Genomic DNA, 21,777 nt, shown 5'->3' with positions numbered 1-21,777 from the left:
TTCGGGATGTGCCTGCACGTGCTGGAACTCGGTCCATGACTCTCCGGAGTCCCTCTCAGATCCCGCCGCGCGCCGCGGATGACGCCGATACGCCCGGCGTACTCCGGACGACGCGCATACCCCTGCTGCAGCCATCGCCCGCTGTGCCAGGCGGGTTCACGCCCAAGGCCTTCGTCGGCGAAGTCGTCCCGTTCAGCGTGACCTCGTTTCGAGAGGGCCACGACATCATCGGTGTACACGTCCGGCTCACGTCGCCGTCCGGCGAAGAGACTCTTCATCGACTCTCGCCGCGTGACGACGGCACCGACACCTGGTCGACGGACATCGCTCTCGACGAGCAGGGCGCGTGGCGGTTCCGGTTCGAGGCCTTCTCTGATGACTTCGCGACCTGGGCGCACGCCGCCGAGCTCAAGGTGAGAGCGGCGGTCGACGTGCCCGTCATGGCGGCCCTCGGGGCCGATCTGCTCGCTCGGGCGGCCACCGAGAAGGACCGTCCCGCCGCGCAACGGAAGCACTTGGGCGACGTCGCTCTGGCGCTGCGCAGCGGCAAGGCCGACACGACGCTCGCCGTCTCGACGGATGCGCGACTCGTGCAGATCTTCCGCGAACGTCCTGTGACGAGCCTGCGCTCCGCCTCCTCCGATCAGACGGTGAACGTGGATCGCCTCGCGGCGGGAACCGGCGCCTGGTACGAGTTCTTCCCGCGGTCGGAAGGCGCCCGTCGCCTGAAAGACGGCACCGTGAAAAGCGGGACCTTCCGCACGGCTATGAAGCGCCTCCCCGAGGTCGCAGCGATGGGGTTCGACGTCGTCTACCTGGTGCCCGTCCACCCGATCGGCACCACCCATCGCAAGGGGCGCAACAACACTCTGGTCGCTGAGCCCGGCGACCCCGGCTCCCCTTACGCGATCGGATCCGCAGCGGGCGGCCACGATGCGATACACCCCGACCTGGGCACGCCGGCAGACTTCCGCGCGTTCGTCCGCGCAGCACAGAAGGAGGGGCTCGAGGTCGCCCTGGATCTCGCGCTCCAGGCATCCCCGGACCACCCGTGGGTCAGCGCACATCCCGAATGGTTCACGACGCTCCCCGACGGCACGATCGCTTTCGCGGAGAACCCCCCGAAGAAGTACCAGGACATCTACCCCCTGAACTTCGACAACGATCCGGAGGGGATCGCCGCAGAGATGTTGCGGATCGTGCAGCACTGGGTCGGTCAGGGGGTGAAGATCTTCCGCGTCGACAATCCGCACACCAAGCCTCTGCAGTTCTGGGAATGGCTCATCGCAGAAGTGAACGCGGTCGATCCCGACGTGATATTCCTCGCCGAGGCATTCACCCGACCAGCCGTGATGCGCGCACTCGCCGCCGTGGGCTTCCAGCAGAGCTACAGCTACTTCACCTGGCGCAACACCAAGACAGAGCTCGAAGAATTCCTCACCTCCGTGTCGCACGAGACAGCCGACTACATGCGTCCGAACCTCTTCGTGAACACGCACGACATCCTGACCGAGTACCTGCAGTTCGGCGGAAGGGCCGCGTATCGTATCCGCGCCTGCATCGCGGCCACGGCCGGTCCGGTGTACGGCGTGTATGCGGGATATGAGCTGTTCGAGAACGTGGCGCGTCCCGGCTCCGAAGAGAACATCGACAACGAGAAGTACGAGTACAAGTTCCGGGACTGGAACGGCGCAGAGGCGCGAGGCGAGTCCCTCGCGCCGTTGCTCCGCCGTCTCAACGAAATCAGGCGAGACCACCCGGCGCTGCGGCAGCTCCGCACCTTCTCGACGCACTGGAGCGACGACGACGCCGTGCTCGTCTACAGCAAGCACCTCGACGCGCCCTTCACCGGGACCGGTCGTGCAGACACCATCATCGTGGTCGCCAACGTCGATCCGCACTCGGTGCGCGAGACGACCGTCCACCTCGACACCACGCGATGGGGTGTGCCGCTCGGCGATCGGTTCGAGGTGGAAGATCTCCTCACCGGGGCGGTGTGGACCTGGAGCGACCACAACTACGTGCGGCTCGACGCCTTCGCCGAGCCGGTGCACATCCTGAAGGTGAGGGAGCGATCATGAGTTACGCGGAAGACGTCGCGGCATCCACCGAGTGGGAGGCGATCGCCGCGGCGACCCACCATGACCCGCACTCCGTGCTCGGTGCACACGCCCGCAAGGACGCCGCCGATCGCACGGTGACGGTGATCCGCGTGCGACGCCCACTCGCCGCGCAGGTGGCCGCGGTGTTCGGCGACGGCAGCAGGCTCGAACTCGCGCACGTCGCGCACGGGATCTGGGAGGCGCAGCATGTCGGTCCCCGCTGCCGTACCGGGTCGCGACGAAGTACGCCGACCACGAGGAGACCCTCTCGGGCGACCCCTATCGTCATCGCCCCACTCTGGGCGACCTGGACCTGCACCTGATCGCGGAAGGACGACACGAGCGGCTCTGGGAGGCGCTGGGAGCACACCCGCGGACGCTCGACGGCGAGCAGGGCACCTCGTTCGCGGTCTGGGCGCCCGACGCCACCGCCGTCCGCGTCGTCGGCGACCATGACGACTGGAGCGGCGAGGCGCACGCGATGCGCTCCATGGGGGTGAGCGGCGTCTGGGAGTTGTTCATCCCCGACCTCCCGATCGGCACGCGGTTCAAGTACCAGATCCGCACGCGGGACGGAGCGTGGATCCTGAAGGCCGACCCCATGGCTCTCGCCGCCGAGGTTCCGCCGAACACGGCATCCGTCGTGACCGCATCGTCGTATGCGTGGTCGGACGGGGCGTGGATGACCCGCCGCGCGGCGACCCACGCCGTCGCGCAGCCCTTGTCGGTCTACGAGGTCCACGTCGGCTCATGGCGCGAGGGACTCGGGTACCGCGAGCTCGCAGCGCCGCTGATCCAGCACGTGACGGATTCAGGGTTCACCCACGTGGAGTTCATGCCCCTCGCCGAGCACCCGTTCGGCGGTTCCTGGGGCTACCAGGTCAGCGGGTACTACGCTCCGACGAGCCGATTCGGCTCCCCCGATGATCTGCGCTACCTGATCGACCGCCTCCACCAGGCCGGCATCGGCGTGATCATGGACTGGGTGCCGGGACACTTCCCCAAGGATGCCTTCGCGCTGGCGCGCTTCGACGGCCAGGCGCTGTACGAGCATCCGGATCCCCGCCGAGGGGAACATCAGGACTGGGGAACGCTCATCTTCGACTACGGGCGACCGGAGGTCCGCGGCTTCCTCGTCGCCAACGCCCTCTACTGGCTCGAGGAGTTCCATGTGGACGGGTTGCGCGTCGACGCCGTCGCCTCGATGCTGTACCTCGATTACTCCAGGGCCGCCGGCGAGTGGGAGCCGAACATCCACGGCGGCCGCGAGAACCTCGAAGCGATCCGCTTCCTGCAGGAGGTCAACGCGACCGCGTACCGACTGCATCCGGGGATCATGATGATCGCGGAAGAGTCGACGAGCTTCCCCGGCGTCACTGCACCCACCGATCACGCCGGTCTGGGCTTCGGGTTCAAGTGGAACATGGGCTGGATGAACGACTCGCTCCAGTACATCGCGCGCGACCCGATGTACCGTTCGCATCACGAGGGAGAGATGACCTTCTCGTTCGTCTACGCGTTCGGCGAGAACTACCTGCTTCCCATCAGCCACGACGAGGTCGTGCACGGAAAGGGAAGCCTTCTCGCGAAGATGCCAGGCGATCACTGGCACAAGCTCGCGAACACGCGTGCGTACCTGGCCTACATGTGGGGTCACCCGGGAAAGAAGCTCCTGTTCATGGGGCAGGAGTTCGGGCAGCTCGCCGAGTGGTCGGAGGCGCGCCAACTGGACTGGTGGCTCCTCGACCAGCCGTCGCACGCACAGCTTCAGGACTTCGTCGGCGCGTTGAACCGCACCTATCGCGCCCAGGCGCCACTGTGGGAGCGCGACAACGAGGCTTCGTCATTCCGTCGGCTCGGCGCACCGACCTGGGATCCGTCCGTGATCGCCTTCGAGCGACGTGACGCGCACGGAGGTCGACTCGTCGTCGTCAGCAACTTCGCAGGCACGGAGCTGACGGCACACCCGCTCGAGCTCCCGCGTGAGGGCGTCTGGCAGGAGGTGCTCAACACCGACGCCGCCGAGTACGGGGGCCGCGGGTCCGGCAACCTGGGCATGGTGTACGCCGGATCCGCAGACGGCGGGAGTCCGACAGCCACCATCACGCTGCCCGCGCTGACGACTCTGTGGCTGCGCCACCAGTCCGACCCGCACGTGCCGACCGTGAATCACGGCTGACGACCCTCTGCTCTGCCGCCCGACGCGTTCTAGAACAGCAGCGACGACAATCGGTTGCGGGCGGACACCACGCGCGGATCGGCGGCGCCCACCAGGCCGAACAGCTCGATCAGCCGCTCTCGCACGGGCGTGCGCTCCTCAGACGGCAGCTGCGCGAACAGGTCGAGCAGACGGGCGAAGGCGTCTTCGACATGTCCACCCGAGAGATCGAGGTCGGCCACGTCGAACTGCGCCTGCACATCGAGGGGCGCCGCAGCTGCCGCATCGCGCGCCGCCTGGAGGTCGAGTCCCTGCACGCGGTCGAGCAGACGCACCTGACCGAGCCCGGCGCGAGCATCCTCGTCGCGCGGGTTCTCTGCGAGCGCCTTCTCGTATGCGCGGATCGCGGCCGCGTAATCGCCGGTCTCGATCGCCGCGAACGCCTCGGCATGCAACGGCGGCAGTTCCGGCTCGGCGGGAGCGGCCGGAGCCTCTCCTTGCTCCGCGACCGACAGCGAACCCGTGACACCGTTCTGCGCAGCGACCTGCAGCAGCTGGGCGAACACGTCGCGCACCTGCTGCTCCGGCACCGCACCGGTGAACATCGGGACGGGCTGGCCAGCGATCAGCGCCACGACCATCGGGATCGACTGCGCGCGGAAGCTCTGCGCGAGCTGCGGGTTCGCGTCGACGTCGACCTTGGCGAGCAGGACGCGCCCCTGGAGCTCGCGCGTCACCTTCTCGATGATGGGGCTGAGCTGCTTGCACGGCCCGCACCACTCGGCCCACAGGTCCACCACGACCGGAACGGTGCGGGAGAGCTCGAGTATCTGACCGAACGTCTCATCGGTCGCATCCACCACGACGTCCACGACATTCGGTGCCGGGGATCCCTCGGCCGACGACGCAGGACGATTGCGCAGGCTTGACAGGTCGACCGCGCCGCGCAGCGCGGACGGAGAGATTTCACTCATTTGATCACCTTCACCGAGAGGAGGTCCTGGTGCACAGCCAGGAGCCTGATCTGCTCCGTCGATCCCTGTGCGGGGACGGAGAAGAAGAGCTGGAATTCGTAGGTCGTCTCGACGCCCTTCGCCGACTCGGTCGCACCCGTCAGAGCCTTGGCCTGTGCGTTGTCACCGAACCGGATGACCACATCCGAAGCCGTGGGCGTCACCGTCTCGGTGTCGGTCATCGAGATCGCCACGATCGCGCCGCTGTCCAGGGTCGTCATGGAGATCGGCTCGGCCGTCGTCGGAGCCATGTCGAATGCGGCTTTCGAGGTCTTGGATGCGCCCTTGTCCGCCAGACCCTGCACGACGGCCTGGCGGCTGTCCTTGATGGACTGAGCGAGGTTGAGCGAGAGGTCGTCGAACAGCCCGTAGAACTCGCTCGACTCCCCCGCATCGACGACGTCGGCGAAAGCGGGAGCGAGCTCTGCCGGGGGGACTGTCAGGAAGGCGGAATCGGAGGGCACGAGCGACGTTCCGAGCCAGGTGGCGGCGACATCGGGGAACACGGCATCCGCCGACATCTCGGCCATGTTGCTGACCTTGTAGTTCGCCCACGGGTCAGCCTGGGTCATCATGAGCAGCACGGGAGGAACCGTGTCGTCGCCCGTGCTCTTCGAGAGCATGAGCACCGTGCGCGGCCAGCGATCGGTCGCTTCGGGCAGCACCACCTCGAAGTCGTCGGTCGGAATCGCTGCGGGAGGAGCCGTGTCCGGCAGCTTGGTGCGCAGTGCATACTCGGTGGTCCGCGCCGCGAGAGCCGGGCCGTCCAGACGCGTCGCCGCAAGGTCGGCGTCGCGAGCGGTATCGGCTTCGACCAGAGTGTCGGAGACCGTCTGGAGGATGCGCTTGGCCTGCGCCTCCGTGACAGCAGGCGGCTTCTGGTTCTCGGGAGCGATCACCGTGGGACTGGGTGAAGGAGACGCCGAGACGTCGCCCAGCTGCGGCCAGGATTCAGCGGAGCATCCCGCGGCGAGGAGCGCCGTGAGGCCGAGCGCGGGAATCACGAGCAGTCTGCGGCGGCGAGCAGGCCGAACCGCACGCATGGCGTTCTTCGAATCGGATCCCTTGGTGTCGTCCACGATCTCCGCGTCCTCGATCTCGGTGTCGCGCACCTCGTCTCGCTCGGCAGGAGCCGGGGAATCGGGCTTCTCCTCGGGCGCCTCGATCGCCGCCCGCTCTTCCGGCGGGAGCACGGCGACGTCGATCGGTTCGGTCACCGGAAGCGGGCCGGGGCCCTTGCGGCGGGGACCACGTCCGCGGCGCTGATGGCGGATCGCGAGGACGTACAGGATGAGGCCGACGAGGAGAACGAGCCCACCGGCGACCATGAGCGGACCCGCCCACGGAGTGGTGTTGTCCAGCGGCCAGGACACGACGATGTCGTCGGGTGCGTCCTGGGTTCCGTCATAGGCGATCAGCATGCTGGTCCCCTCGGGGAGCTGCATGTTGTCGGCGACGAGGCGGTTCTCCTTGTCGAAGGAGTCCAGCCACAGATCCGAGCCTCGAGGATCGCGTCCGGCGGTCTCGTCCGTCGGCGCTTCGCCATCACCGCCATCGGCCTGATCCGAGGACTCCTGCGCAGTGACGTGCTCGACGACGAACTCTCCGTCGTCGTCGACGGTGACGTGGTTGTAGTCGGAGTCGGCGAGCCATGCCTGCATGTCTGCGGTGCGGCCGTAGCTGCCGAAGACATCGCCTTGGCCGCGAACGATGAGCGTCTGTGCGCCGGGGTTCGTCCTGAGCACGTCGCCGTCAAGCAGGACGAAAGGCGCCGGTTCATCGATCGCGACTTGCGTCTGCTGCGAATCGGGCCCGATGAACAGGGTGCGCTGGGCGATCCCGGCCCCGATGAGCACCGCAGCCAGCACGAAGGCCACCACGGCCCATACGAAACGCACGAATAGTCTCCTCACGCATCACGGACATCCACCCGCGACGCAACACTCGACATTTCAGACTAGCGAAATCACCTGTGTGTTGCCCACGAGCAGATGCAGTGCGGGCAGGATCGGCACGTCGCCGACCTCGCGGAGGAGCACCTCGATACCCTTGCTGAATCCGTTTCGAGGAGTCGACAGATGAAGATCCACAATCCCTTCCGCACTGCCCTGGTGGCGACTCTCGGCGTGGGATTGGGCATCCTCCTCATCAGCAGTGTGCAGACGTTGTCGAGCGTCCTGCTCTACGTCGGCACCGCGCTGTTCCTGAGTCTGGGACTCGACCCACTCGTCTCCTTCCTCGAACGTCGCAGACTCCCCCGCTGGCTGGCCGTGCTGGTCACGATCCTCGCGGTCCTCGCGGTGTTCGGCGGGATCGTGCTGATCATCCTCCCGGTGCTCGTCGACCAGATCTCGCAGCTGATCGCGCAGATCTCGGCGATCGTCTCCCGGGGGAACCTGATCCCCGATCTCAAGGAGTGGATGCAGGACACCTTCCCGAACCTGCTGGTCGACGACGTGTTCACCTACGTGACGGACTGGCTGACGACGAACCTCGCCGAGATCGGTGGTTCCATCGGCCAGGGAGTCCTCGTCGCCAGCGGCGCCGTTCTCAGCGGACTGTTCGGCGCCTTCATCGTCCTCATCCTGACGATCTACCTGACGGCTTCCACCCCGTCGCTCAAGCGGGCCGTGTACCAGCTGGCACCGGCGTCGAAACGCGATCGCTTCATCGACCTGTCGGAGCAGATCACCGATTCCGTGGGCTACTACGTCATGGGCCAGGTCACCCAGGGCGTGATCAACGGCGTGCTCAGCGCGATCTACCTCACGATCATCGATGCCCCGTTCCCGGCGGTCCTGGCGATCATCGCGTTCTTCTTCTCGCTGATCCCGCTCGTCGGCACCCTCACCGGTTCGACGATCATCGTCCTGGTGTGCCTGATCCCGGGTCTGGGTTCTCCCGGCATCGCGATCGCCGCAGCCATCTACTACCTGATCTACATGCAGATCGAGGCGTATGTGATCTCCCCGCGCATCATGAGCCGGGCCGTGGCCGTGCCCGGCGCCGTCGTCGTCGTCGCAGCTCTCGCCGGGGGAAGTCTGCTCGGACTCCTGGGTGCGCTCATCGCGATCCCGGTGGCAGCGAGCATCCTGATCCTCTACCGGCAGGTGCTCATCCCGCGCATGAACGAGTTGTGAACCGGGAACTGCTCAATCGACCGGCGGCCAGTGCGTGGCCAGGGGCAGCGCTGAGGGGTTGACCGCCGCGACGATCTCGGTGAGAACCCGCCGCGTCTGCGACTCCCCCACCCACAGATGCTTGCCCCCTTCCACCGCGATCAGCTGCGCATGCGGAATGGATGCGAATCGCTCACGGGCCTCCGCCGGACGCAGATAGTCGTCCAGTTCCGGGACGAGCACGACGACCGGCACTTCGCTATCGGCCCATGCCGCGACCTCCGCATCGGTGGCCCGGTGCAACGGCGGGGAGAGCAGGATGATGCCCTCGATGGCGTGCTCCCTGCCGTATTTCAGAGCGAGCTCCGTGCCGAACGACCATCCGAGCAGCCAGGGGCGCGGAAGGGAACGCTCCTGCACGAAGTCCATCGCCGCGGCGACATCGAGCCTCTCCGCAGCGCCGCCGTCGAACGCTCCGTCGCTCGTGCCGCGAGGGGACGTCGTTCCCCGGGTGTTGAACCGCAGGACCGCCAGATCAGCGAGCGCAGGCAGCCGAGCCGCCGCCTTGCGGATGATGTGCGAGTCCATGAACCCGCCCGCTGTCGGGAGCGGATGCAGGGTCACCAGAGTCGCCTCGGGCGTCGCGCCCTCCGGCAGAGCGAGTCCACCGACCAGGGTGAGACCATCCGCGGTGACCAGTTCGATGTCCTCACGCACCGCCGGGAGTTCCAGGGGTCCTCGGATCTCCATGCTCATGCCATCCTCCAGCAGTGTGTGTGCCAGTGCCGCCGAGCGGCGAGGTCCGCCGCATCGCCCAAGACGCCGTCAGCCCGCCACGCCACGAGGTGAGCCGTGCCTGCCTCGATCTGTCGCCCGCACCCCGGACACAGGTAGTCCTTCTGCGCCTGCGCGGCGGAGACGGGCTGCACCGTCCACTCACTGCCGCGTCGGGTCTCGGATCGCTTCCATCCGGCGAGCAGTCGGTCCAACGAGTCGTCGGTGTCAGGGCGCGCCGGAGGGCGTCTGCGGGAGCGTGGCATCGCGCCTGCTCACCACCAGTGGTTGTTGGTCCAGAAGTTGTACGCGCCGGCCCAGCTGCCGTACCGTCCCGTGGCGTATCCCGTGGCCCACCGCAGGTTGTCGACGGGGTTGTACCCGTTGCCTGGCACCTTGCTGCACGGCAACGCCTGCACGAGGCCGCAGGCACCGGACGACGAGTTCGTCGCGTTCGGGTTCCACCCGCTCTCTCGCGACACGATGTAGTCGACGTACTGCCAGTCGCTCTGAGCGATACCCGCCGCGGCCATCCACTCCGCGGGTGCTCCCCCACCGGAGTACGGGGGCAGCGAGGAACCGCCGGAGGAGCCGCCCTTGGAGGTCGACGCCACCGTCGGCGCGGGCTTCGGCTTGGGCTTCGGCTTGACGTACACCTCGAAGGTGCCGCGCTCGACCGGGGTGATGGCCGCTCCGCTCACGGTGACCGTGAGGTTCTGCGTGTCTGCGAGGGCCAGCGAATACGCGGAATCGGGAGCATCCGCCTGCACGGGCTCCGCGAGTGCCACTCCCGTCGGTGCGACGAGCGCGCCGGCGAATCCGACGACGGCGAGGGCGCTGAACACACTGACGACTCCGCGGCGGCGTGACCACCGCCGGGCATCGGAGCGCGCCGAACTCACCTTCGCTGCGGGCACCGGCGAAGAGACGCTTCTTTCGAGATTCATGTCGTTTCGGGAGTTCACGATGAGGGACAGTCTACGCAAAGACAGCTGGATCGACCATCAGGAAGCTCAACGCACAGCGAGAATGACCTCGATCGTGGCGTCCAAGAGCGCGTCGACCTGCTCCTCGCGGTACCCACCGCGTTGCATTCTGAAAGCTGCCGAGCGGAGCTGTTCGGCACTCAGAGCATCGCCGTCGCGGAGGTAGCGCACGATCCGTGTCGACACATGATCGACTTCATCCATGCGGTAGCCGAAGGTGAGGACGCCGGTTCGAGCGAAACGATGCCGCTGCGGTCGAGCCAGATGATCGAGGATGACCTGCGCGTCCGCTCGCGCCTGCTCGACCCAGGCACCGGCTCCCTGAGTGCGCACCACACGCTCGCGCTCCCGTGCTGCGAAGGCGTCTTCCACCCGCCCGAGAGCGGCATCCACGTCCGCGACGACGTAGCCTCCCTTGACGAGCGGGAACGAGGCCGTGCGCACATCCTCAGCGCCGAGTTCTTCGTTCCCGGCTTCGAAAGCTCTCCGCGCGGAGGCGAGGAACGTGTCCACTGCCGCCCGGTGGTATCCGCGCTCACGCCCCGACGTCAGCGCGAACGCCGGCGGCGTCTGCGTCGCGGGCTCCACGAGTCGATCATCGGTCATCACAGCACCACCCAGGGAGAGAGGAGGAAGTAGAGGCAGAGCGCCGGGATCGTGGAGGGAAGGATGCTGTCGAGCCGATCGAGCAGGCCGCCGTGCCCCGGCAACCAGGAGCTCATGTCCTTGATGCCGAGATCGCGCTTGAGCATCGACTCGCCGAGGTCGCCGAGCGTCGCCGACAGCAGGATGGACACGCCGAAGATCAGCCCCGCCCACCAGGGGAGCTCGAGGAGGAAGATCGCCAGGAGCACGCCCGCGATGAGCGAGGCGACCACGGCGCCACCGAATCCCTCCCACGTCTTCTTGGGACTGATCTTCGGAGCCATCGGATGCCTGCCGAAGGCGAGTCCCGCCGCATAGGCACCCGTGTCAGCCGCGACGGCGATGGCGATGAAGCTGAGCACCCACCATTGACCGCCCTCCTGCTCGAGGAGGATGAGGGCGACTCCGGCGAGGAACGGCACGTAGACCTGCACGAAGCCGCTGATGACGGCATCGCCGAGCACGTCGCCGTACGTACGACCGTCCTTGGCGACCATCTGAGCGATGAGGCGCCACACGATGACGAAGGCGACCGCGACGAACAGCATCACCCAGGAGAGCCATGGTTCCGCGAAGTACGCGGAGAGCACGAGGAAGGCCGCAGCTATGAGTTGTGGAACGACATCGACCCGTCGCCCGGACGCCCGCAGCGCCCGAGACAGCTCGTATACACCGAGCAACGCGGCGGCGAGGGCGAACGGCACGAAGAGCGCCTTGATGAACAGCAGCGACCCGAGCAGTGCCGCCCCGAAGGCGAGACCGATGAGGATCGCGAGAACGAGGTCTCGTCCCGTGCGCTCCTTGATCCGCTCGTTGGCCTGGTCGATCTGGTCGCGGGCATGCGAGACGTGGGTGCCCAGCTCGTCCCTCGCCGCACGCCACTGCTCGCGGATCGCGTTGTGGTCGGCGGTGTCGAGCGGTCCGGCGGCCAGCGCCGGGGCGCCGGCAGACGAGGGAAGAGGCGGACGCGGCGGGATCGCTTCCGCGTCGAATGACGGGAACGCCTCGTCCGCGAGCGGGACGCCGTCGGGCAGCGTGTCGTCACGCGCCTCACGGCGCGTCACCGGCCTGCCGTCGTCGGCTTCTCGCTTTTCGTCAGTCATCCTGACTACACCTCGAGGAGTTCGGCCTCTTTGCGCTTCAGCGCGTCGTCGATGAGGTCGACGTGCTGACGCGTCAGGCCGTCCAGCTCCTTCTCGCCGCGCGCGATCTCGTCCTCGCCGAGTTCGCTCTTGAGAGCGTCCAACTCGTCCTTCGCCTTGCGACGGATTCCGCGGACGTGCACCTTCGCGTCTTCGGCCTTCGTCTTGACGAGCTTCACGTACTCCTTGCGCCGCTCCGCGGTCAGCTCCGGCATCGTGACACGGACGAGATTACCGTCGTTCGTCGGGTTGACCCCGAGGTTCGGCATGTCGCGGATGGCCTGCTCGATCGCCTTCAGCGCCGACTTGTCGTACGGCGTGATGATGAGGGTACGAGCCTCCTGATTGGCCAGCGAAGCGAGCTGAGCGATCGGCGTGGGGGTGCCGTAGTAGTCGACGAGCACCTTCTGGAACATCTGCGGGTTCGCACGACCGGTGCGCACCGTGGAGAAGTCCTCCTTGGCAGCTTCGACCGCCCTGTTCATACGAGTGGTGGTTTCAGCGAGGACGTCCGCGATCACGGTGACTCCTATCGTCGGGGTGTTCTGCAAATTCTATCGGGCGAAGCCGTCTCCGCCGTGTCACACGCTCAGGCGGTGACGAGGGTGCCGATCGGCTCGCCGAGCAGCGCACGGGTGACGTTGCCTGCGGGCTCCATGCCGAACACCCGCATGTCCATGCTGTTGTCCATGCAGAGGCTGAAGGCTGTGGAGTCGACGACCTTGAGGCCACGCTGCAGGGCGTCACGGTAGGTGACGCGTTCGATGCGCTCCGCGTCGGCGTGCTTGTTCGGGTCGGCGGTGTAGATCGCGTCGACGCCGTTCTTGGCGACGAGGACCTCGTCTGCGCCGATCTCGAGCGCACGTTGCGCTGCCACGGTGTCGGTGGAGAAGTAGGGCAGACCGGCGCCCGCGCCGAAGATCACGACGCGGCCCTTCTCCAGGTGACGCTCGGCGCGACGCGGGATGTAGGGCTCTGCGACCTGGGTCATCGAGATCGCCGACTGCACGCGCGTCGCTGCCCCGGCCTGCTCGAGGAAGTCCTGCAGAGCGAGGGCGTTCATGACGGTGCCGAGCATGCCCATGTAGTCGGCACGTCCGCGATCCATGCCACGCTGGCTGAGCTCCGCGCCGCGGAAGAAATTGCCCCCGCCGACGACGATCGCGACCTCGACGCGGTCGACGGCCGCGGCGATGTCGCGGGCGATCTGAGAGACCACGTCAGGGCTCACACCCAGCTGTCCGGCCCCGAAGGCCTCGCCGGAGAGTTTGAGAAGGACGCGGCGGCGTCCGGTGCGTTCAGTCATGGGTGGGTGTCCTCTCGTCCCGATTCAAGATAGTGCCTCGTGGGCATGAAGAAGGGGTTCGGATCTTGGCGATCCGAACCCCTTCGACGTTGCTACGCGCCGACCTTGAAGCGCGCGAAGTCCGTCACGGTGATACCGGCGTCCTTCGCGACCTGGGCGACAGAGAGCTTGTTGTCCTTGGCGTAGTCCTGCTCGAGCAGGGCGACCTGCTTGATGAACGCGGAAACGCGACCTTCGACGATCTTCGGGAGAGCCGCTTCCGGCTTGCCCTCGTTGCGGGAGATCTCGGTGACGATCTCGCGCTCCTTCTCGACGGCGTCGGACGGGACATCCTCGCGGGACAGGTAGGACGGGTTCGCGAACGAGATGTGCTGCGCGATGCTGCGCGCGGTCTCGGCGTCGTCACCCGAGTAGGCGACGACGACGCCGATCTGCGGCGGCAGGTCCTTGCTGGTGCGGTGCAGGTAGACCTCGACCTTGTCGCCGGTGATCGTGCGCACGCGGCGCAGCTCGACCTTCTCGCCGATGATGGCGGCCTCTTCCGAGATGACCTGCTCGACGCTCTTGTCACCGGCGGATGCGGCGAGGGCGGCGTCGACCGAGTCGGCCTTGACCGCTGCGGCGGCGTCGGCGACCTTGTCGGCCAGCGCGATGAAGCGCTCGTTCTTCGCGACGAAGTCGGTCTCGCAGGCGAGTTCGATGAGCGTCACGGCGCCGTCCTGCTCGCGAGCGACGATCAGTCCCTCGCTGGTGGAGCGGTCAGCGCGCTTCGCGTTGCCCTTCGCACCCTTGAGACGCAGGATCTCGGTGGCCTTCGCGACGTCTCCGTCGGCCTCCTCGAGCGCCTTCTTGGTGTCGACCATTCCCGTGCCGAGCTGCTCACGCAGCGCCTTGAGGTCAGCGATGGTGAAGTTGGCCATGTGTGGTGGCTCCTTGCTTCGTTATGTATGTGTGTACGAGGGATTACTTGGCGTCTGCAGCCTCGGCAGCGGCGACCTCGGCGGTCTCCTCACCGGAAGCGGCGGCGATCGCCTCGTCGTGCGCCTCGGCACCGGCCTCATCGGCAGCGGTCTCGTCGGCAGCAGGCGTCTCGACGACAGCAGCCGCGTCGTCGGCGGTCACGATCTCGGCGGCGTCGGCGGACTCCTCGACCGGGGTCTCGAGCAGTTCCTTCTCCCACTCGGCCAGCGGCTCTGCGTCGCCCGACTCCGGGTTGTGCTTCTGCTGAAGGCCCTCGGCCGCAGCGTCGGCGATGATACGCGTGAGCAGCGACACGGAGCGGATCGCGTCGTCGTTGCCGGGGATCGGGTACTGGAAGTCGTCCGGATCCGCGTTGGTGTCGAGGATGCCGATCACCGGGATGCCGAGCTTCTTGGCCTCGTCGATCGCGAGGTGCTCGCGCTTGGCGTCGACGACCCAGATGGCCGACGGCGTCTTCGTGAGGTTGCGGATACCACCGAGGGACTTGTGCAGCTTGTCGAGCTCGCGCTTCTTGAGAAGCAGCTCCTTCTTCGTGAAGCCGCTGTTCGCCGGGGTCTCGTAGTCGAGCTCCTCGAGCTCCTTCATGCGTGCGAGACGCTTGGAGATCGTCTGGAAGTTGGTGAGGAGTCCACCGAGCCAGCGCTGGTTCACGAAGGGCTGGCCGACGCGGGTGGCCTGCTCGGCGAGGATCTCCTGCGCCTGCTTCTTGGTGCCGACGAAGAGGATCGTGCCGCCGTGTGCGACGGTCTCCTTGACGAAGTCGTAGGCCTTGTCGATGTAGCCGAGCGACTGCTGGAGGTCGATGATGTGGATGCCGCTGCGCTCCGTGAGGATGAAGCGCTTGACCTTCGGGTTCCACCGACGGGTCTGGTGTCCGAAGTGCACGCCGCTGTCGAGCAGCTGGCGGATGGTGACCACAGCCATGGTCGTCTCCTGGTTCTGGCGCGATTCTGCGCCCTTGAGGTTGTCAAGCCGATCGGATGATCGGACTTCCTGGTGCCCGGCGCACACCCGCCTCCTCGGAGAGAAGGACCTGTGGATGTGGATGCCGCGAATGAATCGCTGTGGGCACGCGTAGTCACCCCGATATCGAGGTGCTCCCCCAGCATACAGGATGGCGCGGCTTCACTCCCCCTGCACTGCCCGTGGCACGTGGGTCTTCTCCCTCCGCCCCGTTCTCGGGCTGGCGTCGACGGATCGGTCGCTCCCTCGGCGCCAGAGGATGGCCTCGTGCCTTCTCTCGTTCGAGCGCTGTCCGCATGCGCAATCGCCGTCGTGCTGTGCCTCACCTCCCCCACCCATGCACCCGCCGCGTCGGTCGCGTCCGGGAGCCTCCCGCAGTGGAGGTGGCCGGTGGCAGGGGCGCATGTCGTCACGCAGCCCTATCGCGCCCCGGCGAGCGAATACGGTGCAGGCCACCGTGGCATCGATCTGGGCACCTCGATCGGGGCGGAGGTTCGCGCACCTGCCGACGGAGTCGTGGCGTTCCGCGGCACCGTGGTGGATCGGCCTCTCCTGACCATCGCCCACGCTGACGGACTCGTGTCGACGTACGAACCACTGGGATCGTCGCTCGAGCCCGGCGACTCTGTCGCTGCCGGCCAGGACATCGGGACCGTCGACGTGGGCGGGCATACCTCGCCGGGTTCCCTCCACGTCGGGGTGAGGCGCGACGACGCGTACATCAATCCGATGCTGCTCTTCGGCGGTGTTCCCCGCGCGGTGTTGCTCCCCTGCTGCACCTGACCCGCGGCCGATGGGTGCGGATCACGCGCGCGGGTGAGCCAGCCGGTACGTGGCCGTCAGACGCTCTGCGGACACATGGGTGTAGATCTGCGTGGTCCCGAGACTCGCGTGACCGAGGATCTCCTGCACCGCTCTCAGATCCGCACCGCCGTCGAGGAGGTGCGTTGCCGCGGTGTGTCTGAGCGCATGGGGCCCGATCGTCTCGGCGCCGACGATCGGCGCGAGGACACGCGCGACGAGCTGATACACCGTGCGCGGGCCGATTCGCGCCCCGCGGCTTCCCAGGATCACGGCGGGTGTGAAGCTCTTCGACCGCGCCACGAGGGCTGGCCTCCCGCGACTCAGATAGGCATTCAGCGCATCGCGTGCGGGGACGCCGAAGGGGACGATGCGCTCCTTCCCGCCCTTGCCCAGCACGCGGGCGGTTCCCCGGTCCAGGTCGAGGTCGTCGATGTCGAGGCCGCAGAGTTCCGACACACGCACGCCAGAGCCGTAGAGCACCTCGAGGATCGCATGATCCCGCAGAGCGATCGGATCGCCGGCTTCTGCCGCGGCCCGGTGCGCGTCGAGCAGAGTCGTCATGGCGTCACGGGAGGCGATCGTCGGCAGGGTGTGCCCCTTCTTCGGGGCGATGAGCCGCAGACTCGGGTCGTGCGCGATCAGCCCTTGTTCCTGCGCCCACCGGAAGAAGGACCGCGCGGCCGCGGATCGCCGCGCGAGTGTCGATCTCGCATCCCCCCGTTGCGTCGCACGCCACAGCCAGTCTCTGAGAGTCTCGAGGTCGATCTCTTCGAGAAGCATGCCGTTCGCCGCGGCGTGCAGGTCGCGCAGGTCCGACCGATACGCCTTCGCGGTCGCCGGAGAGAGCCGACGCACCCTCTCGAGGTGATCGACGAACGCCTCGGCAGCGACCGCGAGATCCATGCCTCCAGCTTGCCCCGTGACCGATTCGGACCCCCGCAGCCTCGCCGGAGTGGGGTCGTGACCCCGGGGCAGGGTGACTCTCCGGATGGGTGATGCGCTGGTCGCGGCTCGTGACCCTACATCTCGGTCGCGACGGCATCAGCGGTCGCAAGGGGTGTGCGGTCGGGTGAGGGCTGAGCCGACCTTCCGGGTCCACCACGGGTTCGGGAGCTGTTCTCGAGGCTGTTGTGCCTGTCGGGTGCTTCCGTGGGATCTTCAGCTGGCGAGTTCATCGATCCAGCTCGATCGCATCCGCAGGGCTCGCTCCGTACTGCCGACGACCGCTGCCAGCCCGATCATCAGATTGATGTGGAGGGGAAGGCGAATGGGAGAGATGAAGGTGCCGATCGATTCGGCGACCGGCGGGATCTGTGAGAGGGCTTCGATGATCTGGGGCACCTCCACGCACAGTCCGATGATGACGAACGCAATGGAGAGAAGGCTGATCAGGCGACTCGCACCGGGGTGCCGCCGATGCAGCCGGGCGCGGCGACCTTCGGCCGACCGCGGATCGGGCGCAAGCTGCTGTTCCACGCCGTCCCTTGGCACGAAGTGGCATCGCTTGAGTCCGAAACCTGTGATCGCCACCTCGATGTGGCCGCCCGGCACCGAGAAGCGGGTGGGCATCTTCGCGTACGACTGCAGCGAGCCATCGACGTAGAGGCGCGCGCGAACCTCGCCGTCCGTCATGTCGCCCGCGTGGCGGACCTCGACGGTGTAGATCGACGTCCCGCCGTCTTCCTCCGTCAGCGTGATCGAGCGGACGGACCGGCTGAACATCTGCCACCAGCGGTACCGCCGCAACGGTTCGCCGGACCCGGCGCGGACGCGGCGATTGCGCCAGTTCATGATGCCCAAGTCGTCGTCCCCTAAACTAGTACAGCGTGATAGCCACGAGCGACCTAAGCTAGCACACTGTAATAGGCACGTCATACGAAGGACGGACATGGATGTCGAATCGAAGGAACCGGGAACGCGATCGAAGATCCTCGTCGCCGCAGCGACGATGCTCGGAGAGAATCCCACCGCGCGCCTGAGCGTGCGGGCGGTAGCCGCCCGCGCCCAGGTGAGCACAGGCTCGTTGCGCCACTTCTTCCCGACGCAGCGCGCACTCGTCGAGACGGTGGTCGCCGCGATGTACGACCTGAAGATTCCCGACGATCCGATAAATGATCACTCCCTGACGCCGGAAGAGCGCCTCCTCGCGTGCCTGCAACTGCTCCTCGCCCAAGTCGGAGTGGGCGACCGGGCCCGGCAGCAGTGGGGCGCCCTCTACGAGGCGTATGTGGCCACGTCCCCGTCCGAAGACGAGGCCGCGACGTACCTCGCTCTGGAACGCATGGGGCGCCACCGGATCGAGCAGTGGCTCACCGCCCTGGTCGACGAAGGCGCGATCCCCGCGGGTCGCATCGAGGCACGAGCCCGGTTCCTGGCTACGGTGACGTCCGGCATCGCGACCGAACGCGCACTGCCCTCGGAGACGGTGCGCGTCGACTCCGAGACCGAGACCCTGCGTCTCGCAGTCCGCGCGATCACGAGCGGGTGGCCCGCCGCGTGAGCTCTCTCCTCCACGGGTCTGCGGTGCGGGCGATCCCATGACCGATGCACTCCGCCGCGGCCTCACCGGAGCAGAGGCGGATACCCGGCATCATGACCCCGAGGCCGACCGGGCCCGATGCCAGCCCACCTCATCGAGCGCGACATCTCCCTCGAGATGCAGCAGACCCAGGAGCGAGCGCACACGATCGGGTGACATGCCAGACCGACGGGCTATCTCCTCGACAGAGACCCTCGACCTGGCGCCCATCGCATCGAGTACCCGCGCGCGGTCCGGGTGTCTCGCCGCATCGGCTGTGTCGGAGGTCTCGACCCCGACCGGCGCCCACAGCTCTCTCACCTCACGGGCGGACGTCACGCATTGCGCGTCGTACTCACGGAACAGCCGGTGACATCCGGCCGAGGACGCGGAGGTCACCGGTCCGGGAACGGCACCGAGCGGGCGGCCGAGCGACGCAGCGTGCCCTGCGGTGTTCAGCGAACCGCTGCGCCACCCGGCCTCCACGACGACCGTCGCCTGCCCGAGCGCAGCGATCAAGCGATTGCGTGCGAGGAAGCGCCACTTCGTCGGCGCGGTTCCGCACGGCGGCTCGCTGACCACCGCGCCATCGCGGGTGATCTGCTGCAAAAAAGCCTTCGGTGGCCGATCGGATAGGCCCGGTCGACCCCGCCGGCGAGGAACGCCACGGTCGTGCCCTGAACGCCGAGCGCCGCGCGATGCGCGGCCCCGTCGATGCCATAGGCGCCTCCCGACACGATCACAACGCCGGCGGATGCGAGATCTCCCGCGAGCTCCGCTGCGACTTGCTCCCCGTACCCGGTGGCGGCGCGGGCACCGACCACGGACACACGCGGTGCGCAGGAGAGGGCAGACGCGTCACCACGCACCCATAGTGCGATCGGCGTGTGAGGTCCGAGATCATCCAGGGACGCAGGCCAATGCTCATCGCCCGGTGTCAGCAGACGCGCTCCGACCTCGTCGGCGCCGCGGATCGCCTGTCGCAGGGCGTCGCCTCGCGCCCGAGGCCGCCACCGGGCACGCCCCTCCGCAAGGACGCGGGAGGCCCGCCCGGTGGCGCTCCATTCCGATGACTGGAGGCCCGCCCCCAATGCAACCGCCAACGCGTCCTCCGGTCCCAGCGCCTCGATCAGAGCACCGGCAGCGGCGTCTCCCGGCTCGGCGATCACCGTCCACGCCGCCCTCGCGAGACATTCGGCGACGTCATCACCCGGGTGGATGCGATGTAGTGCGGCCACAGTGTCCGGGTCTCGGAGCGCTTCGTCCATCATCGGAGGAGCCCTCCCCGCAGGTGCAGCGCGAGACCGACCTCGTCGATCCCCGGCCTGTCGAGTCCCGCCAGGTCGGCCATCGTCCATGCCACCCTAAGCACACGGTCGTAGCCGCGGAGAGTGAGCGCTCCGCGTTCGAGAGCGCGATCCAGCGGGAAGCGTGTCGCCGCGGAGAGTCGCAGCTCCCCCTGGCGGAGCCATGTTCCCCGGAACCTCGGCATTGCGCCGCCAGGGTGTGCTCTTCCACCGCTGTGCGGCGCGTGCACGAGCGGTGACCACCTGCGATCTCGCCTTCGATGTCGTCGTGCGTCCGACTCCCGCCGCCCGTGACGCGGCGACGCGATTCACCTGCAGGCCGATGTCGATGCGGTCTCGGAGGGGACCGGAGAGACGGCCGGAGTACCGACGGATCGACATCGGTGGGCACGTGCACTCGGCGCCCCTGACGCCGTGGTTGCCGCACGGGCAGGGGTTCATCGCGAGAAGCAGTTGGAAGCGCGCGGGGAAATGCGCCGTGAAGCCCGCGCGATTGACCTCGATCACACCGGCCTCGAGCGGCTGACGCAATGCGTCCAGCGCGACACGTGAGAACTCCGCCGCTTCGTCGAGGAACAGCACACCGCAGTGGGCTCGTGCGATAGCCCCGGGTCGTGCCGCACGGGAGCCGCCGCCGACCAGCGCAGCGACGGATGCACTGTGATGCGGCGCCTCGAGCGGTGGCACTCGATCGAGCGTGGCCACGTGCTCACCGCTGAGAGACTTGACCGAGGCGACCTCGAGCGCGTCCTGCTCATCGAGCGGCGGCATGATCCCTGGCAGCCTTCGAGCGAGCATCGTCTTGCCCGCTCCAGGGGGTCCGCTCAAGAGAAGGTGGTGGCCGCCAGCGGCAGCGACGATGAGTGCGTCGACGGCCTCTTCCTGCCCGACGATCTCGGACAGGTCCAGATCGGCTCCTTCTCGCATCGCCACAGCGGGCGGGTGGACGGTCGCGACGTCAGGCACCTCCACGTCGGCCCCGTGCCATACGGCGACCTCGGCGAGAGATGCGGCACCGCGCACCTCGATGCCTGTCACCAGCCTCGCCTCCGCCTCGTTCCCTCGTGGAACGATCACCGCGTCGAAGCCCGCACGAGCGGCCGCGAACACCGCGGGGAGCACGCCGGGAACCGGCCGGACTCGACCATCGAGGCCGAGCTCGCCGATGTGCACCGTCGCCGCGATGGAACGCGCCGCGAGCGAACCGCCGGCTGCGAGCGAGGCCACCGCGATCGCCAGGTCGAATCCCGCTCCGTGCTTGGGCAGGCTCGCGGGCGACAGGTTCACCGTGAGCCTGCGCCGCGGCAGGTCGAGGCCCGTGTTCTTGCACGCGTTGTGGACCCGCTGGACGGCCTCTCCGAGCGATTTGTCCGGCAGCCCGATGATCCTGAACTCCGGGGTCTGATTCGACAGATCAGCTTCTACCTCCACGAGGTGCCCGTCGACACCGGCGAGAGCGACCGCCCAGGTCCGCGCCGTGCTCACGCGATGTCCTCGAGATGCTCGAGCGTACCGGTCGCCGGATCCGTACCGATGATGCCGATCACGTCGATGCGCACGACGAGACCACGAACGGCGTCTGGATTCTCGGCGATCCAGGCCTGCGCGAGTTTCCACAGGCGACGACGCTTTCGATGGTCGACCGCCTCGAACGGATGCCCGAAGGCCATCGACCGACGAGTCTTCACCTCCACCACGGCGAGATGCCCGCCGCGAGCGGCGATGATGTCGAGCTCGCCCTGCGCACACCGCCAGTTTCTGACGAGCACGCGGTATCCGCTGTCTGTCAGGTGCTGTGCCGCTCGGGCTTCGCCTGCCCTGCCGAGTTCATCCTTCTCTGCCATGCCCTCAGCATCATGCGGCGCGACGACGAGATCGCGAGGTCCTCAGTCGCTCGCGCGCCTCCTGGGGAGAACCGCGGGAATCGAACAGATGTGGAGGGCGGCCGTGGACGCGCTC

The 21,777-nt window shown here is 67.5% G+C and carries 20 protein-coding genes and 2 pseudogenes; 5 read left to right on the top strand and 17 right to left on the bottom strand.

The annotated features are described in order from the left end of the window. Positions 1-35: 35 nt before the first annotated feature. Both G4G29_RS09535 and glgB read left to right on the top strand, forming a co-directional pair. The gene (locus tag G4G29_RS09535; RefSeq protein ID WP_183152630.1) at positions 36-2,081 is read left to right on the top strand and encodes an alpha-1,4-glucan--maltose-1-phosphate maltosyltransferase; all 2,046 of its coding nucleotides are present in this window, start codon (positions 36-38) and stop codon (positions 2,079-2,081) included. After that, positions 2,078-4,281: pseudogene (glgB, locus tag G4G29_RS09530) on the top strand (1,4-alpha-glucan branching protein GlgB). The gene G4G29_RS09535 and the pseudogene glgB overlap by 4 nt, the downstream one beginning before the upstream one ends. 29 nt (positions 4,282-4,310) lie before the next feature. Here the strand turns inward: glgB and G4G29_RS09525 are convergent. Together G4G29_RS09525 and G4G29_RS09520 are read right to left on the bottom strand one after the other, a co-directional pair. Beyond that, positions 4,311-5,234: a tetratricopeptide repeat protein gene (locus G4G29_RS09525; RefSeq protein WP_183152629.1), complete on the bottom strand. Its 924-nt coding sequence runs from the start codon at positions 5,232-5,234 to the stop codon at positions 4,311-4,313. Beyond that, a complete protein-coding gene (locus G4G29_RS09520) occupies positions 5,231-7,171 on the bottom strand; it encodes a glycosyl transferase (protein WP_183152628.1) in 1,941 nt (646 codons plus the stop codon). The genes G4G29_RS09525 and G4G29_RS09520 overlap by 4 nt, the downstream gene beginning before the upstream one ends. A 180-nt stretch (positions 7,172-7,351) precedes the next feature. Between G4G29_RS09520 and G4G29_RS09515 the strand changes: the two genes are divergently transcribed. After that, positions 7,352-8,413 carry an AI-2E family transporter gene (locus tag G4G29_RS09515; RefSeq protein WP_183152627.1) on the top strand — a complete coding sequence of 354 codons (1,062 nt, stop codon included), beginning with the start codon at positions 7,352-7,354 and terminating at the stop codon, positions 8,411-8,413. 12 nt (positions 8,414-8,425) lie between these two features. On the opposite strand, the gene G4G29_RS09510 is transcribed toward G4G29_RS09515, so the two are convergent. The 9 genes from G4G29_RS09510 to rpsB form a co-directional block, all read right to left on the bottom strand. After that, the gene (locus G4G29_RS09510; RefSeq protein WP_183152796.1) at positions 8,426-9,142 is read right to left on the bottom strand and encodes an alpha/beta hydrolase; all 717 of its coding nucleotides are present in this window, start codon (positions 9,140-9,142) and stop codon (positions 8,426-8,428) included. 2 nt (positions 9,143-9,144) lie between these two features. Continuing rightward, a complete protein-coding gene (locus G4G29_RS21840) occupies positions 9,145-9,432 on the bottom strand; it encodes a hypothetical protein (protein WP_244632564.1) in 288 nt (95 codons plus the stop codon). 9 nt (positions 9,433-9,441) lie between these two features. Next, positions 9,442-10,113, bottom strand: a complete 672-nt coding sequence (locus tag G4G29_RS09505) for a transglycosylase SLT domain-containing protein (RefSeq protein WP_244632563.1) — start codon at positions 10,111-10,113, stop codon at positions 9,442-9,444. Between the two features lie 66 nt (positions 10,114-10,179). Then, positions 10,180-10,758, bottom strand: coding sequence for a DivIVA domain-containing protein (locus G4G29_RS09500; RefSeq protein ID WP_183152625.1), 579 nt, complete (start codon positions 10,756-10,758; stop codon positions 10,180-10,182). Then, the gene (locus G4G29_RS09495) at positions 10,758-11,900 is read right to left on the bottom strand and encodes a phosphatidate cytidylyltransferase (RefSeq protein WP_183152624.1); all 1,143 of its coding nucleotides are present in this window, start codon (positions 11,898-11,900) and stop codon (positions 10,758-10,760) included. Before G4G29_RS09495 ends, G4G29_RS09500 begins: the two co-directional genes overlap by 1 nt. 5 nt (positions 11,901-11,905) lie before the next feature. Continuing rightward, complete coding sequence (gene frr, locus G4G29_RS09490) at positions 11,906-12,460, bottom strand: ribosome recycling factor (RefSeq protein ID WP_029263480.1); 555 nt, start codon at positions 12,458-12,460, stop codon at positions 11,906-11,908. A gap of 68 nt (positions 12,461-12,528) precedes the next feature. After that, positions 12,529-13,245 carry a UMP kinase gene (gene pyrH, locus G4G29_RS09485; RefSeq protein ID WP_017830711.1) on the bottom strand — a complete coding sequence of 239 codons (717 nt, stop codon included), beginning with the start codon at positions 13,243-13,245 and terminating at the stop codon, positions 12,529-12,531. A 92-nt stretch (positions 13,246-13,337) separates the two neighbouring features. Then, positions 13,338-14,165 carry a translation elongation factor Ts gene (gene tsf, locus G4G29_RS09480; protein WP_183152623.1) on the bottom strand — a complete coding sequence of 276 codons (828 nt, stop codon included), beginning with the start codon at positions 14,163-14,165 and terminating at the stop codon, positions 13,338-13,340. A gap of 43 nt (positions 14,166-14,208) precedes the next feature. Beyond that, entirely contained in the window at positions 14,209-15,150 is a 942-nt protein-coding gene (gene rpsB, locus G4G29_RS09475) for a 30S ribosomal protein S2 (protein WP_183152622.1), read from the bottom strand. A 306-nt stretch (positions 15,151-15,456) separates the two neighbouring features. On the opposite strand from rpsB, the gene G4G29_RS09470 reads away from it, so the two are divergent. Beyond that, on the top strand, positions 15,457-15,972 hold the full coding sequence (locus tag G4G29_RS09470) for a M23 family metallopeptidase (protein WP_183152621.1): 516 nt from the start codon (positions 15,457-15,459) through the stop codon (positions 15,970-15,972). 21 nt (positions 15,973-15,993) lie between these two features. Here the strand turns inward: G4G29_RS09470 and G4G29_RS09465 are convergent, their stop codons facing one another. Beyond that, complete coding sequence (locus G4G29_RS09465; protein WP_183152620.1) at positions 15,994-16,896, bottom strand: tyrosine recombinase XerC; 903 nt, start codon at positions 16,894-16,896, stop codon at positions 15,994-15,996. A 255-nt stretch (positions 16,897-17,151) separates the two neighbouring features. Beyond that, positions 17,152-17,625: a hypothetical protein gene (locus G4G29_RS09460; RefSeq protein WP_244632562.1), complete on the bottom strand. Its 474-nt coding sequence runs from the start codon at positions 17,623-17,625 to the stop codon at positions 17,152-17,154. Between the two features lie 256 nt (positions 17,626-17,881). On the opposite strand from G4G29_RS09460, the gene G4G29_RS09455 reads away from it, so the two are divergent. Further along, positions 17,882-18,493, top strand: coding sequence for a helix-turn-helix domain-containing protein (locus G4G29_RS09455; protein WP_183152619.1), 612 nt, complete (start codon positions 17,882-17,884; stop codon positions 18,491-18,493). Positions 18,494-18,583: 90 nt separating this feature from the next. Here the strand turns inward: G4G29_RS09455 and G4G29_RS23410 are convergent, their stop codons facing one another. The 4 genes and pseudogenes from G4G29_RS23410 to G4G29_RS09440 all read right to left on the bottom strand — a co-directional run bounded on the left by G4G29_RS23410 (position 18,584) and on the right by G4G29_RS09440 (position 21,662). Beyond that, complete coding sequence (locus tag G4G29_RS23410) at positions 18,584-19,093, bottom strand: DNA-processing protein DprA (RefSeq protein WP_274601237.1); 510 nt, start codon at positions 19,091-19,093, stop codon at positions 18,584-18,586. Further along, positions 19,027-19,779: a DNA-processing protein DprA gene (locus G4G29_RS09450; RefSeq protein ID WP_274601241.1), complete on the bottom strand. Its 753-nt coding sequence runs from the start codon at positions 19,777-19,779 to the stop codon at positions 19,027-19,029. Before G4G29_RS09450 ends, G4G29_RS23410 begins: the two co-directional genes overlap by 67 nt. After that, positions 19,779-21,303 (bottom strand): annotated as a pseudogene (locus G4G29_RS09445) (YifB family Mg chelatase-like AAA ATPase). The gene G4G29_RS09450 and the pseudogene G4G29_RS09445 overlap by 1 nt, the downstream one beginning before the upstream one ends. After that, entirely contained in the window at positions 21,300-21,662 is a 363-nt protein-coding gene (locus G4G29_RS09440; protein WP_183152618.1) for a YraN family protein, read from the bottom strand. The pseudogene G4G29_RS09445 and the gene G4G29_RS09440 overlap by 4 nt, the downstream one beginning before the upstream one ends. Positions 21,663-21,777 lie beyond the last annotated feature (115 nt).

The organism is Microbacterium sp. Se63.02b, from assembly GCF_014171575.1.
Classification (GTDB): domain Bacteria; phylum Actinomycetota; class Actinomycetes; order Actinomycetales; family Microbacteriaceae; genus Microbacterium.
This window is presented reverse-complemented; position numbering and strand designations above follow the sequence as displayed.

Excerpts from the sequence above, each read along its gene's own strand:
- G4G29_RS09535 (WP_183152630.1), top strand. The coding sequence starts at position 36 with ATGACTCTCCGGAGTCCCTCTCAGATCCCGCCGCGCGCCGCGGATGAC.
- G4G29_RS09525 (WP_183152629.1), bottom strand. The coding sequence starts at position 5,234 with ATGAGTGAAATCTCTCCGTCCGCGCTGCGCGGCGCGGTCGACCTGTCA.
- G4G29_RS09515 (WP_183152627.1), top strand. The coding sequence starts at position 7,352 with ATGAAGATCCACAATCCCTTCCGCACTGCCCTGGTGGCGACTCTCGGC.
- G4G29_RS09510 (WP_183152796.1), bottom strand. The coding sequence starts at position 9,142 with ATGGAGATCCGAGGACCCCTGGAACTCCCGGCGGTGCGTGAGGACATC.
- G4G29_RS21840 (WP_244632564.1), bottom strand. The coding sequence starts at position 9,432 with ATGCCACGCTCCCGCAGACGCCCTCCGGCGCGCCCTGACACCGACGAC.
- G4G29_RS09505 (WP_244632563.1), bottom strand. The coding sequence starts at position 10,113 with ATGAATCTCGAAAGAAGCGTCTCTTCGCCGGTGCCCGCAGCGAAGGTG.
- G4G29_RS09500 (WP_183152625.1), bottom strand. The coding sequence starts at position 10,758 with ATGACCGATGATCGACTCGTGGAGCCCGCGACGCAGACGCCGCCGGCG.
- G4G29_RS09495 (WP_183152624.1), bottom strand. The coding sequence starts at position 11,900 with ATGACTGACGAAAAGCGAGAAGCCGACGACGGCAGGCCGGTGACGCGC.
- pyrH (WP_017830711.1), bottom strand. The coding sequence starts at position 13,245 with ATGACTGAACGCACCGGACGCCGCCGCGTCCTTCTCAAACTCTCCGGC.
- tsf (WP_183152623.1), bottom strand. The coding sequence starts at position 14,165 with ATGGCCAACTTCACCATCGCTGACCTCAAGGCGCTGCGTGAGCAGCTC.
- rpsB (WP_183152622.1), bottom strand. The coding sequence starts at position 15,150 with ATGGCTGTGGTCACCATCCGCCAGCTGCTCGACAGCGGCGTGCACTTC.
- G4G29_RS09465 (WP_183152620.1), bottom strand. The coding sequence starts at position 16,896 with ATGGATCTCGCGGTCGCTGCCGAGGCGTTCGTCGATCACCTCGAGAGG.
- G4G29_RS09460 (WP_244632562.1), bottom strand. The coding sequence starts at position 17,625 with ATGACGGACGGCGAGGTTCGCGCGCGCCTCTACGTCGATGGCTCGCTG.
- G4G29_RS09455 (WP_183152619.1), top strand. The coding sequence starts at position 17,882 with ATGGATGTCGAATCGAAGGAACCGGGAACGCGATCGAAGATCCTCGTC.
- G4G29_RS09450 (WP_274601241.1), bottom strand. The coding sequence starts at position 19,779 with ATGGACGAAGCGCTCCGAGACCCGGACACTGTGGCCGCACTACATCGC.
- G4G29_RS09440 (WP_183152618.1), bottom strand. The coding sequence starts at position 21,662 with ATGGCAGAGAAGGATGAACTCGGCAGGGCAGGCGAAGCCCGAGCGGCA.